Source organism: Streptomyces sp. TAA486 (assembly GCF_000426165.1).
In genome coordinates this window covers 926-15,651 of the sequence record NZ_AUEV01000012.1, presented here as the reverse complement: position 1 = coordinate 15,651, position 14,726 = coordinate 926, and the positions used below count along the sequence as shown (strand labels likewise).

The following is a 14,726-nucleotide window of genomic DNA, read 5'->3' as shown; positions in this document are numbered from 1 at the left end:
GCTCGCCGCGGGTCCGGTCCGTGCGTGCGGGCTCAGGTGCTCCGCGCTGCGCGCGCTCGCGACCGCGCGGCCGGGACGACCAGCGGCGTCCCCGACTCCGGATCGTCGATCACCCTGCACGGCATGCCGAAGACCTCCTCCACGAGGCGCGCGGTGACGACGTCGCCCGGAGCGCCCTCCGCGACCACTTCGCCGTCGCACATCGCGATGAGGTGCGTGGCGTAGCGCGCCGCGTGGTTGAGGTCGTGCAGCACCGCCACGAGCGTGCGGCCCTCCTCCTCGTGCAGCCGGGCGCACAGGTCCAGGACCTCGATCTGGTGGGCGATGTCGAGATACGTGGTCGGCTCGTCCAGGAGCAGCAGCGGCGTCTGCTGTGCGAGCGCCATGGCGATCCACACGCGCTGCCGCTGGCCGCCCGAAAGCTCGTCGACGAAGCGGTTCTCCAGGTCGTCCACGCCGGTCGCCTCCATCGACTCCCGCACGACCCGCTCGTCCTCGCGCGACCACTGCCGCAGCAGGCTCTGGTGCGGGTAGCGGCCGCGGGCCACCAGGTCAGCGACGGTGATCCCGTCGGGGGCGACGGACGACTGCGGCAGCAGCCCGAGGGTGCGTGCCAGCTTCTTCGCGGGCATCCCGCCGATGTCGGCGCCGTCCAGCAGCACGGAGCCGGCGGCGGGCCTGAGCATGCGGGAGAGGGCGCGCAACAGCGTCGACTTGCCGCACGCGTTGGGGCCGACGACCACCGTGAAGGACTTGTCCGGCACGGCGACGGTGAGTCCCTCGGAGACGGTGCGCCGGTCGTAGGCGAGGGTGAGGTCCTCGCCGGTGAGCCGGGCGCCGCCCTGCGGAGTGCCTTCGGTTCGCGGGGACTTCGGTGCCCGCGCCTCCTGCGGGGCCTCCGGGGTCTGCTGCCAGGTCACGCTCGCCGTCCTCGCACCGTTGCCTCTGCCTGTCGTCGCATCCGTCATCGCGTCCGCCGGGTTCTCGCCGCTCATATCCGTCCCGCCCTGCGCTCGGTCGCCAGCAGCCACACCAGATAGCCGCCCCCCAGCACACCGGTGACCACGCCGACGGGCACCTCGCGTCCTCCGAACGCCCGTTGGGCGACGAAGTCAGCGGTGACCAGAAGCGCGGCACCCATGCACATCGACGGCAGCAGGTTCGGTCCGGGCGACTTCGTCAGACGCCTCGCCAGCTGCGGCGCGGTCAGTGCCACGAACGCGACGGGTCCCGCGGCCGCCGCCGCGAGGGCCACCAGGAGCACGGCTGCGGCGAGCAGCACGAGCCGCACCCGCTCCACTCGTACGCCCAGCGCCCCGGCCGCGTCGTCGCCCATCTCCATCATGCGCAGGGCCCGTTCGCATCCGAGCAGTACTACCGGGACCAGCACCGCCATCGCGGCGAGCAGCGGCATCGCGTCGCCCCAGCCGCGCCCGTCGAGGCTGCCCGTCATCCACAGGACCGCGCGCCCGGCCTCGGTGATCTGGGCCTTGGTGAGGAGATAGCCGTTGACTCCGGTGAGCATCGCGGCGACGCCGATGCCGACGAGCACCAGCCGGTAGCCGTGCAGACCTCCCCGCCACGCCAGCCCGTACACCGCGACCCCGGTGATGACGCCGCCGACCATCGCACCGCCCGCGAGCGCGGCGCTGCCACCGCCGACGATCACGATGGCGATCAGCGCACCGGTCGCGGCACCGTGGGTGAAGCCCAGCACGTCGGGGCTGCCGAGCGGATTGCGCACCACCGCCTGGAACACCGCGCCGGACAGTGCCAGCGCGGCACCCACGGTGAGAGCCGTCACGGTGCGCGGCAGCCGCAACTCGCCCACGATGAAGGCGTCCGCCGGTGCGCCCTGCCCGGCCAGCGTGCGGAGCACGTCCGCGGGCGACATCGGGTATTCACCGCTGCCGATGGCGAAGACGCCGACGACGAGGGCCAGCACCGCACAGGCCGCGCCCGCCAGCGCCGCTCGCGGGCGGAAGTTGACGGAGTATCCGCCTGCGGTACGTATCACGCTCACGCTTGTGCCACCCTCCGGCGCCGCACGAAATAGAGGAAGAACGGCCCTCCGAGCACCACGGTCAGGATGCCGACCTGCAACTCCGCGGGCCGCCCTAGCACACGTCCCAGCACGTCAGCGCCGAGCATCAGCACCGGCGCCAGCAGCGCGCAGTAGGGCAGCAGCCAGCGCAGGTCCGGGCCCGTAAGGGAGCGCACCATGTGCGGCACCATCAGGCCGACGAAGACGATGGGCCCGCAGGCCGCGGTCGCCGCACCGCACAGGAGCGTCACGGCCACGATGGCTGTGGCGCGCGTGAGCTCGGGACGTGAGCCGAGGGCGCGCGCCGCGTCCTCGCCCAGCGCGAGCGCGTTGAGCGGACGGGCCAGCGCCAGCGCCAGCAGCACACCGGCCAGCACGAACGGCAGCGCCTTGAGGTTGGTGTCGTCCTGCGCGCGGGCCAGCGAGCCGACCGTCCAGAAGCGCATGCGGTCCAGCGAGGCCGTGTCCAGCAACTGCACGGCGTTGACGTAGGAGATGAGCGCCGCGTTCAGTGCCGTACCGGCGAGGGCGAGCCGTGCGGGCGTCGCCCCGCGGCCGCCGCCCACCGCGTACACGGCCACCGAGACGGCCGCGGCGCCGGCGAACGCGAAGCCGATGTAGCCGGTGTAGCCCGAGACCCCGAAGAAGGAGATCGCGGTGACCACGGCCGCCGCGGCGCCCCCGTTGATGCCGAGCAGGCCGGGGTCCGCAAGCGGGTTGCGGGTCAGCGCCTGCATCACGCCGCCCGCCAGCCCGAGCGCGGCTCCGGCGAGCAGCCCGAGGACGGTGCGCGGCAGGCGCATCTCGTGGACGACGGAGTACGACGCCGAGCCGGGGTCCGTCAGGCCGTTCAGCACCTCCGCGGGTGAGAGCTGCTTCGCCCCGACGGCGATGCTCAGGGCGAGGACGAGCAGCAACAGGGCCGCGGCGCCCAGCAGTCCGGCGGCGCGGAGCACGACGGCGGTCCGGCCGCCGCCCGTCGCGGGGTCACCGCTCCGCTCCATGGGCCCGATCTTGCGGGCGCTTCCCGTCCGTACGGACTCCCCCTCCTGCGGGGGACGTTCGTCTTGTCCGGGACCTGCGGCCGCCGAACTTCCCGATGTCTGGCGGGACTTGATGAGAGTCACGTACGGGCTCCGGTCGGGGACGGGGGCGTGGGACACCCGGCCACTGGACAACAACGACTTTGGTTAGGTTAACCTAACTCGCAACCCGGCCACAGCTGCCCGAAAGACACCGAGGAAGAGAAGGCTCTGTCATGCCCTATTCGTCCGCGTCCCCAAGTCTCTCCCGCCGCGGTCTGCTGGCTGCAGGCGGTGCCGCGGGTCTCGGTGCTCTGCTCACCGCCTGCGGCAGCGACGGCGGTTCGAAGTCCGGCTCCGGCAAGGGCGGAGGCGCCTGGTCCTTCACGGACGACCGCAAGAAGAAGATCAGCCTCGACGCCGCACCGAAGCGCATCGTCGCCTACGTCGGCACCGCCGCCGCCCTGCACGACTTCGGCGCCGGCGACGCGATCGTCGGCGTGTTCGGCCCGACGAAGAAGAAGAAGAACGGCGAGCCGGACGTGCTGGCCGGCGACCTGAACGTGAAGAAGCTGGAGATCATCGGTAACGCCTTCGGCGAGTTCGACATCGAGAAGTACGCGAAGGTCCGTCCCGACCTGCTGGTGACGAACATGTACGTCAAGGACGCGCTCTGGTACGTGCCGGACGAGAGCAAGGCGAAGATCCTCAAGCTCGCCCCGTCCCTGGCGCTGAAGACCGCCGAGACGTCCATGCTGGACACCATCAAGCGCTTCGCCGAACTCTCCGAATCGCTCGGCGCGGACCTCAAGGCCAAGCGCGTCACCGACGCCAAGGACCGCTTCGAGAAGGCCTCCGAGAGGCTGCGCAAGGCGGCGAAGTCGAGCGGCGGCCTCAAGGTGATGGCCGCCTCCGGTGCCCCGGATCTCATGTATGTCTCCGACCCCTCCGCGAACGCCGACCTGCGGTACTTCAAGGAGCTCGGCGTCGACATCGTCGTACCGAAGAAGCTCAGCAAGCAGGGCTTCTTCGAGGAGCTGAGCTGGGAGAACGCCGACAAGTACAAGGCCGACGTGATCATGCTGGACAACCGGACGCAGGCTCTCCAGCCCGCCGCCCTCAAGTCCAAGCCCACCTGGTCGGACCTGCCCGCCGTCAAGGACGGCCAGGTCACCACGTGGGACGCCGAGCCCCGCTTCTCCTACGCGGGAGCCGCCCCCATCCTCGAGCAGCTCGCCAAGGCGATCGAGGACGCGAAGAAGACCGCCTGAGCGCCGGGTCGGGCGGCGGCAGGTCCGCCGCCCGACCGCGATCCGGACGTTCCGGACCTCAATTCGCCGCACACGCGGCGCACTTCACACGCACCATGGCCCGCCGCGTCCGCGGCCGGAGCACTCCGCAGTCCAAGCACCCACGCACGGCACGGCCACCCCGGGAGGAGAGCCGCAGCATGAGCACCGCAGCCCCCGAAGCCCCCGCCCGCACCATCCCGTTCGAGTTCTTCGACACCTACGTCGTACGGACTCGCCGGCTGGGCCCGACGATGCTGCGCATCACCTTCGGGGGCGAGTCGCTGCGGCACTTCACCTCCGGCGGGCGCGACCAGCGCTTCAAACTCTTCCTGCCGCACCCGGGCCAGGACGCGCCTGTCGTCCCCACGGACGCCGGCGACGCGTGGTTCACCGTCTGGCGGTCCATGGACCCGTCCGTGCGCGGCATCATGCGCTCCTACACGGTGCGCGAGCAGCGCCGTTTCCCGCAGGACGAGCTGGACATCGACTTCGCCCTGCACGGCGTCGGCGATCCGGCAGAAGCGGCCTCGGCCGGCTTCGTGCCGGCGGGACCGGCCTCCCGGTGGGCCGCCACCGCGCGACCCGGCGACCGGGTCACCCTCCTCGGACCCACCGTGGACGACAACGGCGGTGTCGACTTCCGGCCGACTCCCGGTACCGACTGGGTGCTGATCAGCGGTGACGAGACGGCGCTGCCAGCGATCGCGGGAATCCTCGAGTGGCTGCCGCCGGGCACCCCGGCCAAGGTGTGGATCGAGGTGCCGAACGCCGAGGACATCCAGGAGCTCCCGACGGCCGCGGACGCAGACATCACCTGGCTCGTCCGGGACAACACCACCGAGAACCGCACGGACTTCCATCTCGCGTCCATCGCCTCCGCCCGCCTCCCCGAGGGCACCCCGTACGCGTGGATCGCGGGCGAGGCCGGAACCGTCAAGACGCTGCGGCGCCATCTGGTCGGCGAGCGCGGATTCGACCGCAAGAGGGTGAAGTTCACCGGCTATTGGCGGATGGACACCAGCGAGGAGCAGCTCGTCGAGGAGGCCGTGGCCGGCGCCGCCACCGCCGGAAGCGACTGAGGAGAAGGACCAGGGCGCCGCCGGGGCCGCCTCCTCCCAGGCTCGGGAGCATGCAGGCTGGGGATGGCCTGCATGCTTCAGGAGGGAAGGGGCCCCTGGCGGCGTCCTCTGTCTCCCGCTCCTTCGCCCTCCTCAAAATCCGGGCCCTTCCCGTTACTCACAGTCCCAGCCGCGCAAGGGCCTTGTCCGCCTCCAGCGCGCAGCCGTCGTCGCCCGCGGCGGTCCACGCCGCCGCGCACAACGCCCGCAGCCCGTCGAGTACTTCACCCTCGCCCTCGAGCACGAATTCCTCCGAGCCGGCCTTGGCGTTCCACCCGCCGCAGCCGAAGCCGGTCCCGGCGTCGCCGCTCAACTCCGGGTGCGGCTGCGCCAGTCCGCGCAGATCCCGGGCCACGTATGCAGGGCGGTGTTCGGGCCGCGCCGCGAGCAGCTGCGCCGCGTCGGTCACCCCGGTCAGCACGAGCAGCGAGTCGACGCCGCCGACGTGCGCGCCCTCGATGTCGGTGTCCAGGCGGTCGCCGACGACCAGGGGCCGCGTCGCCCCCGTACGCAGAATGGTCTCCCGGTGCATCGGGGGCCGCGGCTTCCCCGCGATCTGCGGCTCGGGGGCATCGCGCATCCACCGGGTCGCCATGCGGACGACCTCGACGGCCGCGCCGTTGCCCGGCAGTATGCCCCGGTCCCCCGGGACGGTGACGTCGGCGTTCGAGGCGAACCACGCGGCGCCCCTTCCGACGGCGAGCGCCGCCTCGCCGAGCCGTCCCCACTCCAGCTGCGGGCCGCCGTAACCCTGCGCCACGACGGCCGGTTCGTCGTCCGCCGATCCGACGACGCTCATCCCCTGCTCGCGCAGCGCCTGCCGGAGTCCTTCGCCGCCGACGGCCAATACCCGCGCGCCCTGCGGATGCTGCTCGGCGATGAGACGTGCCACCGCCTGCGCCGAGGTGATCACGTCGCTCGCCTCCGCCGGGATGCCCAGGTCGCACAGGTGCGCCGCGACGGCCTCCGGCGTGCGTGACGCGTTGTTCGTCACATACGCCAGCCGCATGCCGGCGTCCCGCGCCTCCTCCAACGACCGCACGGCGTGGGGCACCGCATCGCCTGCGACGTGCACCACGCCGTCCAGGTCGAGCAGAGCCGTGTCGTACGCCTCCCGCAAGGCCCGGCCGCTTCCGGAAGGGCTCGTACGCACAGTGCCCGCCATCGTCTCTCGCTCTCCTCGCAACGGATCTCTCCTCACCCGACTCCCCCGATGATGCCGCCCTGGGCCGCCGGGCCCGCTCCGCCCCCGTACGGAGTCCGGCATAGCATGCGGTAATGACCACCGACGGCCTCCGGCTCACCCCTTTTCGCGGCCTGCGCTACGCGCCCGGGAAGGTCGGCTCCCTCGCCGCCGTGACGTCGCCGCCGTACGACGTGGTGGTCCGCCCCGACGAGTTGCACCAGCTGGAGACGGCGGACCCGTACAACATCGTCCGGCTGATCCTGCCGCAGGCCGCCGACGCGGCCGGCAGGCAGGCCAAGGCCGCGGCGACGCTGCGTTCCTGGCGCGCCGAGGGCGTACTGGCGCTGGACGGTAGACCGGCGCTCTACGTCTACGAGCAGCGCCGCGGCGACCTTCTTCAGCGCGGACTCATCGGTGCGCTGCGGCTCTCCGCGCCCGAGGAGGGCGTCGTACTGCCGCACGAGGGCGTCATAGCCGAGATCGTGGAGGACCGTGCGGCGCTGATGCGCGCCACCGGGGCCAATCTGGAGCCGCTGCTCCTCTCCTACCGCGGCGACGGCACGGTGACCGGTGCCACGGCAGTCATCGAACGGGCAGCACTCCGCGCGCCGTTGCTCTCCACGACGACCGAGGACGGCTTCTCGCACCGTCTGTGGTCCCTGACGGATCCGGCCGAACTCGCCGAGATCGAGGCCGACTTGTCCCGACACCGCGCTCTGATCGCGGACGGGCACCACCGCTGGGCGACATATCTCCGGCTCCGCAGCGAACACCGGGAACGCCCGGAGACCGGCGAGGGCGGCGAACACGGCGGCTCCGGCGACGACGCCGGATCCACCAACGGCCCGTCCGTGCCCGGCGGTTCACCCTGGGACCACGGCCTCGTCCTGCTCGTCGACACCGTCCGCCACCCGCTGCGGGTGCAGGCCATCCACCGGGTGCTTCCCAGGCTGCCGCTCGAACAGGCCCTGCACACCGCCGAGTCCGAAGGCGCCTTCCGCGTACGGGCCCTCGGGACCGTGCCGCTCCCGCAGGCGCTCCGCGCCCTGGACGAGACCCCCGGCAACGCCTTCCTGCTCACCGACGGCGGCGGCTTCCATCTGCTGCACGACCCCGCTCCCCGTCTGCTGGAGGCCCTCGATTCCGGCGGTCCCGAGTCGTGGCGCCGCCTGGACGCGACCGTGCTGCACTCCGTGCTGCTCGACGAGGTGTGGCGGGTGCCCGACCTTCCGGAGGAGATCAGCTACATCCACGACGCCGCCGCAGCCGTCGGCAAGGCTGCCCGGGCGGGCGGAACCGCGGTTCTGATGAGGCCCGTTCGGGAAGAAGTCGTACGTGAACTCGCCGAGCAGGGCGTGATGATGCCCCGCAAATCGACCTCCTTCGGCCCGAAACCGGCGACCGGTCTGGTGCTCCGCGTCCTCGGTGACGGCTCCTGAGGACTTCCCGCCCCGTGTGACGCTCGTGACCCACCCCGGTCCGCCCTTACCGCGACATGGTTAGGGTAGCCTTACCTCACCGCACTCTCCGTGCGGTGCATGACGACGATGCCCGCGTCAGGGAGGACAGTTCATGAGCAGCAGGTCACACCTGCTCAACGACGGGACGGCGGAGCACTACCGGCGCTCCGTCACGGAAGGCGTCGACCGCGTGGCGGACAGGATCGCCCGCACCGAGCGCCCCTTCACCGGAGTCACCCCGTCCCAACTCGGCCCGGCCGTCCACGGCATCGACCTGGAAGAGCCCCTGGGCGACCCGGCCGCAGCCCTCGACGAACTGGAGAGCGTCTACCTCCGCGACGCCGTCTACTTCCACCACCCGCGCTATCTCGCACATCTCAACTGCCCAGTGGTCATCCCGGCGGTCCTGGGCGAAGCCGTGATCTCGGCCGTCAACTCCTCGATGGACACCTGGGACCAGAGCGCGGGCGGCACGCTGATCGAGCGTCATCTGGTCAAGTGGACCGCCGAGCGCATCGGCCTCGGCACCGCCGCCGACGGCATCTTCACCAGCGGCGGTACGCAGTCCAATCTGCAGGCCCTGCTGCTGGCCAGGGACGAGGCCTGCCGCCTGGTGGAGAAGAACTCCCCCACCCCGCTTCGGAAGCCGGAGATACTGCCGCGGCTTCGCATCCTCACCTCCGAGTGCAGCCACTTCAGCATCGAGAAGGCCGCCACGCTGCTCGGACTGGGAGCCGAGGCCGTCGTCGCCGTGCCGTGCGACGAGGACCGGAAGATGCGCACCTCCGCCCTCGCGGCCGAACTCGACCGGTGCGAGCGCGAGGACCTGATGGTGATGGCCGTCGTCGCCACCGGCGGCACCACGGATTTCGGGAGCATCGACCCGCTGCCCGAAATCGCGGACCTGTGCGAGCAGTTCGGCACGTGGCTGCACGTGGACGCGGCCTACGGCTGCGGTCTGCTGGTCTCCCGACGGCGCGCTCTGCTGGAGGGCATCGAGCGCGCCGACTCGGTCACCGTGGACTACCACAAGTCCTTCTTCCAGCCGGTGAGTTCGAGCGCCGTGCTCGTGCGCGACCAGGCCACGCTCCGCCATGTCACGTACCACGCGGACTATCTCAACCCGGCACGGATGGCGGAGAACGACATCCCCAACCTGGTCGACAAGTCCATCCAGACCACGCGCCGCTTCGACGCCCTCAAGCTGTGGCTGACGCTGCGCATCATGGGCGCGTCCGGCATCGGTGAGCTCTTCGACGAGGTGGTGGACCGGGCGGCCGACGCATGGCGGATGCTGCGCGACGACCCCCGCTTCGAGGTCGTCACCCGGCCTCAGCTGAGCACCCTCGTCTTCCGCTACCTGCCGCCCTCACCGGCCGGCCAGTCCGTCACGGACGAGGTCAACCTCCATGCGCGGCACGCCCTTTCGGCTTCCGGCGAGGCAGTCATCGCGTCCACCGTCGTCGACGGACGTCACTACCTCAAGTTCACACTGCTCAACCCCGAGACCTCCCTCGATGACATCGCCACCGTCCTCGACCTCATCGCCGAGCACGCGGGCCGCCGCTTCACCGAACGACGGGGCGGCCTCGAAGCCCAGCTCCCGGACCCGGAACCGGTCCACCCCCGCGCCAGCTGACCGCCTGCCCCCGGAGATCCGGAGTCCTTTGTGTCCACCCCACAAGGCACCACCCGCGTACACGACTTCATAGCCATCGGCCTCGGCCCCTTCAACCTCGGCCTCGCCTGCCTGACCGAACCCGTCGGCGAGCTGGACGGCCTGTTCCTCGACGACAAGCCCGAGTTCGACTGGCACTCGGGCATGCTGCTCGAAGACGCCACGCTGCAGACCCCGTTCATGTCCGACCTGGTCACCCTCGCGGACCCCACCTCCCCGTTCTCCTTCCTCAACTACCTGAAGGAGTCCGGACGCCTCTACTCGTTCTACATCCGCGAGAGCTTCTATCCGCTGCGGGCCGAGTACAACGACTACTGCCGCTGGGCGGCGGGGAAGCTGGATTCGGTGCGGTTCAACAACCGCGTCGCCGGCGTCGAGTTCGACGAGGGCGAAGAGGTCTATATCATCCGCGCCGACGACCTGAGGGCCGGGGAGCAGCGCACGTACCGGAGCAGGAAGCTCGTGCTCGGCACCGGCACCCCGCCCCACATCCCGGACTCCTGCCGCGGCCTCGGCGGGGACTTCATACACAACTCCCGCTATCTGGAGCACAAGGCGGAGCTGCAGAAGAAGAAGTCCGTCACGGTCGTCGGCAGCGGTCAGAGCGCCGCCGAGATCTACTACGACCTGCTCCAGGAGATCGACACCCACGACTACCACCTCACGTGGGCCACCCGCTCCCCGCGTTTCTTCCCGCTCGAGTACACCAAGCTGACGCTGGAGATGACCTCCCCGGAGTACGTGGACTACTTCTACAGCCTCCCGTCGGCCATCCGGGACGAACTCGTCACGTCGCAGAAGAACCTCTACAAGGGCATCAACACCGAGCTGATCGACGGCATCTTCGACCTGCTCTACCAGAAGAGCATCGGCGGACCCTGCCCGACGCGGCTGATGACCAACACCTCGCTGACGGACGCCTCTTACGACCCCGCTGCGGGTGCGTACACCCTCGGGCTGCGCCAGGAGGAGCAGAAGCAGGACTTCACCCTCACAACCGAGGGCCTGGTCCTCGCCACCGGATACCGCTACCGCACGCCCGAGTTCCTCGGCCCCATCGCCGACCGCATCGAATGGGACGAGCAGGGCCGCTTCGACGTCCGGCGCAACTACCGCGTCGACAACGGCATGAGCGCCGGCCGGGAGATCTACGTGCAGAACGCTGAGCTGCACACCCATGGCTTCGTCACGCCGGACCTCGGCATGGCCGCGTACCGCAACTCGTGCATCATCCGCGAACTGCTCGGCCGCGAGTACTACCCGATCGAACAGTCCATCGCCTTCCAGGACTTCAGCGCCCCCGTGCCCGACGCGGCACCGGCGCCCGCCACACGGACGGAGGTTCCCCACCCATGAGCAGCGCCCGTACGAACTCCGGCGGAGCCACCGCCACCGTGCACACCCGCACCGACCCGGACCTGGGCCGCTTCGCCCTGCGCCCCGTCGACCCGGCCGGCGACGCCGAACTGCTGCACACCTGGGTCACCGACCCCAAGTCGGCCTTCTGGCTGATGCAGGAGGCGTCACTCACCGACGTGGAGCGGGAGTTCATGGACATCTCCGCCTCCGAGCACCACGACGCCTACCTCGGACTGCACGACGGCGAGCCGCGCTTCCTCATGGAGCGCTACGACCCCGCCCACGTCGAGCTCAAGGGCCTCTACGAGGCACAGCCGGGCGACGTCGGCATGCACTTCCTGTGCGCCCCGACCAAATCCCCGGTCCACGGCTTCACCCTCGCCGTGATCACCACGGTGATGGACATGCTCTTCGCCGACCCGGACACCCGCCGGGTCGTCGTCGAACCGGACGTACGCAACACCGCCGTGCACGCACTCAACGAAGCGGTCGGCTTCCGCATCGAGCGCACCATCGCCAAGCCCGAGAAGGACGCCTACCTGAGCATGTGCACCCGGGAGCAGTTCGAGGACGCACGCAAGGCCCTCGAGACCCGAGAGGCCGGCGGTACCCGCGAGAACCCAGGAGAGGCGAAGAACCGATGACCACCCCCACGTCCCTCTCCCCACGCGATGCAGTCGCCCATCTCACGCCCGAGCGCTGGGACTTGGCCAACAGGCTGCTGATACGCAAGGCGCTGGCCGAGTTCACCCACGAACGGCTCCTCTCGCCGGCGCCGATACCGTCGCAGGACGGGCAGTCCGCGGACCGGTACTCCGTCCACAGCGACGACGGGACCACCGAATACCGGTTCACCGCACGGCAGTTCGCCCTCGACCACTGGCAGATAGACGCGGGCAGCATCACCCGCCACCGCGACGGCGGCCAACTTCCCCTCGACGCCCTCGCGTTCATCACCGAGCTGCGCGACTCGCTGCGTCTGGGTGCGGAGATCCTGCCCGTCTACCTCGAAGAGATCAGTTCCACCCTCTCCAGCACGGCGTTCAAGCTGGCCCGTACGCCCGTCGGCGCCGACCGGCTGGCCCGCTCCGGCTTCCAGGAGATCGAGGCGGGCATGACCGAGGGTCACCCGTGCTTCGTCGCCAACAACGGCCGCCTCGGCTTCGACATCGCCGAATACCTGGCCTACGCGCCCGAAGCCGGCGCCCCCGTACGGCTGATCTGGGTCGCCGCGCACCGCGACCACGCCACCTTCACCGCGGCCGCGGACCTCAGCTACGACAAGCTGCTGCTCTCGGAGCTGTCCGCGCAGACGCTGCGCCGCTTCTCCGCCGCGATGAAGGAGGACGGCCTCGACCTGGACGACTACTTCCTCATCCCCGTCCATCCGTGGCAGTGGTGGAACAAGCTGTCCGTCACCTTCGCCGCCGAGGTCGCACGCCGCAATCTCGTCTGCCTCGGACACGGGGACGACGAGCACCTCGCCCAGCAGTCCATCCGCACCTTCTTCAACGCCACCAACCCGGGCAAGCACTATGTGAAGACGGCCCTCTCCGTCCTCAACATGGGCTTCCTGCGCGGCCTTTCGGCCGAGTACATGAAGGCCACACCCGCCATCAACGACTGGCTGGCCCGCCTCATCTCCGAGGACGACGTGCTGCGCGAGACGGGCCTCGCGGTGCTCCGCGAGTGCGCCGCAGTCGGCTACCACCCGGCACCGTACGAAGCAGCTGCCGCCAAGGGCTCCCCGTACCTCAAGATGCTCGCCGCCCTGTGGCGCGAGAGCCCCGTACCGCTTCTCGCACCGGGTGAGCGGCCGGCGACGATGGCGTCCCTGCTCCACACCGACGCCGAGGGCGCCTCCCTGGCCACCTCGCTCATCGAGCAGTCGGGCCTGGACGCGGCGACGTGGCTGCGCCGGTACCTCGATGTGTATCTCACGCCGCTGCTGCACTGCTTCTACGAGTACGACCTCGTCTTCATGCCGCACGGCGAGAACGTCATCCTCGTCCTCGACGAGGACGGCGTCCCCAAACGGGCGATCTTCAAGGACCTCGCCGAAGAGGTGGCGGTCATGAGCGCGGACGCCGAGCTCCCCCCGGAGGTCGAACGCATCCGGGCCGACGTGCCGGAGGAGAAGAAGCTCCTCTCCATCTTCACGGACGTCTTCGACTGCTTCCTGCGCTTCCTCAACGGCATCCTCGCCGGCAACGGAACGCTGGACGAGGACGCGTTCTGGTCCGCGGTCGCCGACTGCGTCCGCGACTATCAGAAGTCCGCGCCGCACCTGGCCGAACGCTTCGAGCGCTACGACCTCTTCGCGGACACCTTCCCGCTCTCCTGCCTCAACCGCCTTCAGCTGCGCAACAACCAGCAGATGGTGGACCTGCAGGACCCGGCGGGCGCCCTCCAGCTCGTCGGCGAGCTGGAGAACCCGCTGGCGCGCTTCGCGCCGTAGTCCCCGTCCCTTCCTGGACGCGTCCCACGACGAGGAGGCGGGAGCCCGCTACGGGCTCCCGCCTCCTCATGTCTCCCGGCTGCTCCCCGGCCTCACTCCGATGTGGTGCCGCCGACACCGTCCGCAGGGGCCCCGTCCTCAGCGGCCCCGTCCTCGACGTCGTCCTCCTCCGCCTCCGGGTCGAGGGCGTCGATGAACTCCACTCCGTCGAGTTCGGCCAGCCTGTCCGACGCGTCCGTCGACCCGGCCTGGTCGGCCTCCAGCGCCTTGGCGAACCACTCCCGCGCCTCGTCCTCGCGGCCGACCTCCAGCAGAGCGTCTGCGTACGCATAGCGCAGGCGGGCAGTCCACGGCTGCTGGGAACCGGACGCGAGCTCGGGGCTCTGCAACGTCACCACGGCAGCTTCGGCCTGGCCCATGTCGCGACGGGCCCCCGCCGCGACGAGGCGCATCTCCACCTGCCCGGCCTTGTCCAGCTTCTGCACCTCGGGCTCGCCGGCCATCGCCAGTGCCTTCTCCGGCCTGCCCATGCCGCGCTCGCAGTCGGCCATCACCGGCCACAGGTGCTGCAGCCCCGTCATCCGCCGCGCGGCACGGAACTCCGCCAGCGCCTCGGCGTACTTCTCCACGGCGTACGCAGCGAAGCCCGCCGCCTCACGCACCGACGGGACACGGGAGGCCAGCCGCAGAGCAACGCGCGCATAGCCGTAGGCCGCCTGCGGATCCTCGTCCAGAAGCCTGGCAACCATGACGAGGTTCTTCGCAACGTCCTCGGCGAGCGTCTTCGGCAGGCTCATCAGCTCCTGCCGGACGTCCTTGTCGATCTCGGCACCGGTCACGTCGTCGTCGATGGGCAGCCTCTTCGGCGCATCGCGATCCAGACGCCTGTCGTCCCGGCGGCCTTCCCGGCGGTCGTCGCGGCCGGGGCCACGAGAGGGACCTCCGCGGTCGTCGCGTCCCCGGAAACCACCACGCCGCTCCCGGTCGTCCCGACCACGGCCGCCACCTTGACCGTACGGACGCCGGCCACCACTCCCGCCCCGCTCATCATCCCGACCACGGCCGCCACCCTGACCATACGGACGCCGGCCACCACTCCCGCCCCGCTC

12 protein-coding genes and 1 pseudogene are annotated in these 14,726 nt (G+C 70.5%); 7 read left to right on the top strand and 6 right to left on the bottom strand.

From position 1 onward, the window contains the following. Nucleotides 1-32: 32 nt before the first annotated feature. The 3 genes from I004_RS34265 to I004_RS0116110 form a co-directional block, all read right to left on the bottom strand. Nucleotides 33-920 carry an ABC transporter ATP-binding protein gene (locus I004_RS34265; RefSeq protein ID WP_051345122.1) on the bottom strand — a complete coding sequence of 296 codons (888 nt, stop codon included), beginning with the start codon at nucleotides 918-920 and terminating at the stop codon, nucleotides 33-35. A gap of 71 nt (nucleotides 921-991) precedes the next feature. After that, nucleotides 992-2,023 (bottom strand): iron chelate uptake ABC transporter family permease subunit, encoded by a 1,032-nt coding sequence (locus tag I004_RS0116115; protein WP_028436344.1) that lies wholly within the window; start codon nucleotides 2,021-2,023, stop codon nucleotides 992-994. Next, nucleotides 2,020-3,048: an iron ABC transporter permease gene (locus tag I004_RS0116110; protein WP_051345121.1), complete on the bottom strand. Its 1,029-nt coding sequence runs from the start codon at nucleotides 3,046-3,048 to the stop codon at nucleotides 2,020-2,022. Before I004_RS0116110 ends, I004_RS0116115 begins: the two co-directional genes overlap by 4 nt. Nucleotides 3,049-3,302: 254 nt before the next feature. On the opposite strand from I004_RS0116110, the gene I004_RS0116105 reads away from it, so the two are divergent. Further along, nucleotides 3,303-4,337 (top strand): ABC transporter substrate-binding protein, encoded by a 1,035-nt coding sequence (locus I004_RS0116105; protein WP_028436342.1) that lies wholly within the window; start codon nucleotides 3,303-3,305, stop codon nucleotides 4,335-4,337. 179 nt (nucleotides 4,338-4,516) lie between these two features. After that, nucleotides 4,517-5,437: a siderophore-interacting protein gene (locus I004_RS0116100; protein ID WP_028436341.1), complete on the top strand. Its 921-nt coding sequence runs from the start codon at nucleotides 4,517-4,519 to the stop codon at nucleotides 5,435-5,437. 157 nt (nucleotides 5,438-5,594) lie between these two features. Here I004_RS0116100 and I004_RS0116095 read toward each other — a convergent pair whose 3' ends face one another. Next, a complete protein-coding gene (locus tag I004_RS0116095; protein ID WP_028436340.1) occupies nucleotides 5,595-6,641 on the bottom strand; it encodes an HAD hydrolase-like protein in 1,047 nt (348 codons plus the stop codon). Between the two features lie 113 nt (nucleotides 6,642-6,754). On the opposite strand from I004_RS0116095, the gene I004_RS0116090 reads away from it, so the two are divergent. From I004_RS0116090 to I004_RS0116070, 5 genes are all read left to right on the top strand, one after another. Beyond that, entirely contained in the window at nucleotides 6,755-8,101 is a 1,347-nt protein-coding gene (locus tag I004_RS0116090) for a DUF1015 domain-containing protein (protein ID WP_028436339.1), read from the top strand. 133 nt (nucleotides 8,102-8,234) lie between these two features. Beyond that, nucleotides 8,235-9,761, top strand: coding sequence for a pyridoxal phosphate-dependent decarboxylase family protein (locus tag I004_RS34260; protein ID WP_051345090.1), 1,527 nt, complete (start codon nucleotides 8,235-8,237; stop codon nucleotides 9,759-9,761). Between the two features lie 30 nt (nucleotides 9,762-9,791). Beyond that, nucleotides 9,792-11,156, top strand: a complete 1,365-nt coding sequence (locus tag I004_RS0116080; protein ID WP_028436338.1) for a lysine N(6)-hydroxylase/L-ornithine N(5)-oxygenase family protein — start codon at nucleotides 9,792-9,794, stop codon at nucleotides 11,154-11,156. Beyond that, complete coding sequence (locus I004_RS0116075; protein ID WP_037976513.1) at nucleotides 11,153-11,803, top strand: GNAT family N-acetyltransferase; 651 nt, start codon at nucleotides 11,153-11,155, stop codon at nucleotides 11,801-11,803. Before I004_RS0116080 ends, I004_RS0116075 begins: the two co-directional genes overlap by 4 nt. Next, complete coding sequence (locus I004_RS0116070) at nucleotides 11,800-13,617, top strand: IucA/IucC family protein (RefSeq protein WP_028436336.1); 1,818 nt, start codon at nucleotides 11,800-11,802, stop codon at nucleotides 13,615-13,617. The genes I004_RS0116075 and I004_RS0116070 overlap by 4 nt, the downstream gene beginning before the upstream one ends. A 92-nt stretch (nucleotides 13,618-13,709) precedes the next feature. On the opposite strand, the gene I004_RS39505 is transcribed toward I004_RS0116070, so the two are convergent. Beyond that, nucleotides 13,710-14,456, bottom strand: coding sequence for a tetratricopeptide repeat protein (locus tag I004_RS39505; RefSeq protein ID WP_486580028.1), 747 nt, complete (start codon nucleotides 14,454-14,456; stop codon nucleotides 13,710-13,712). After that, a pseudogene (locus tag I004_RS39875) lies at nucleotides 14,453-14,726 on the bottom strand (hypothetical protein); the annotation flags it as partial. The gene I004_RS39505 and the pseudogene I004_RS39875, both read right to left, overlap by 4 nt.

What these genes read in the sequence shown, in the direction of transcription:
- I004_RS0116100 (WP_028436341.1), top strand. Translation starts at nt 4,517, where the DNA reads ATGAGCACCGCAGCCCCCGAAGCCCCCGCCCGCACCATCCCGTTCGAG.
- I004_RS0116110 (WP_051345121.1), bottom strand. Translation starts at nt 3,048, where the DNA reads ATGGAGCGGAGCGGTGACCCCGCGACGGGCGGCGGCCGGACCGCCGTC.
- I004_RS34260 (WP_051345090.1), top strand. Translation starts at nt 8,235, where the DNA reads ATGAGCAGCAGGTCACACCTGCTCAACGACGGGACGGCGGAGCACTAC.
- I004_RS0116090 (WP_028436339.1), top strand. Translation starts at nt 6,755, where the DNA reads ATGACCACCGACGGCCTCCGGCTCACCCCTTTTCGCGGCCTGCGCTAC.
- I004_RS0116105 (WP_028436342.1), top strand. Translation starts at nt 3,303, where the DNA reads ATGCCCTATTCGTCCGCGTCCCCAAGTCTCTCCCGCCGCGGTCTGCTG.
- I004_RS0116070 (WP_028436336.1), top strand. Translation starts at nt 11,800, where the DNA reads ATGACCACCCCCACGTCCCTCTCCCCACGCGATGCAGTCGCCCATCTC.
- I004_RS0116095 (WP_028436340.1), bottom strand. Translation starts at nt 6,641, where the DNA reads ATGGCGGGCACTGTGCGTACGAGCCCTTCCGGAAGCGGCCGGGCCTTG.
- I004_RS0116075 (WP_037976513.1), top strand. Translation starts at nt 11,153, where the DNA reads ATGAGCAGCGCCCGTACGAACTCCGGCGGAGCCACCGCCACCGTGCAC.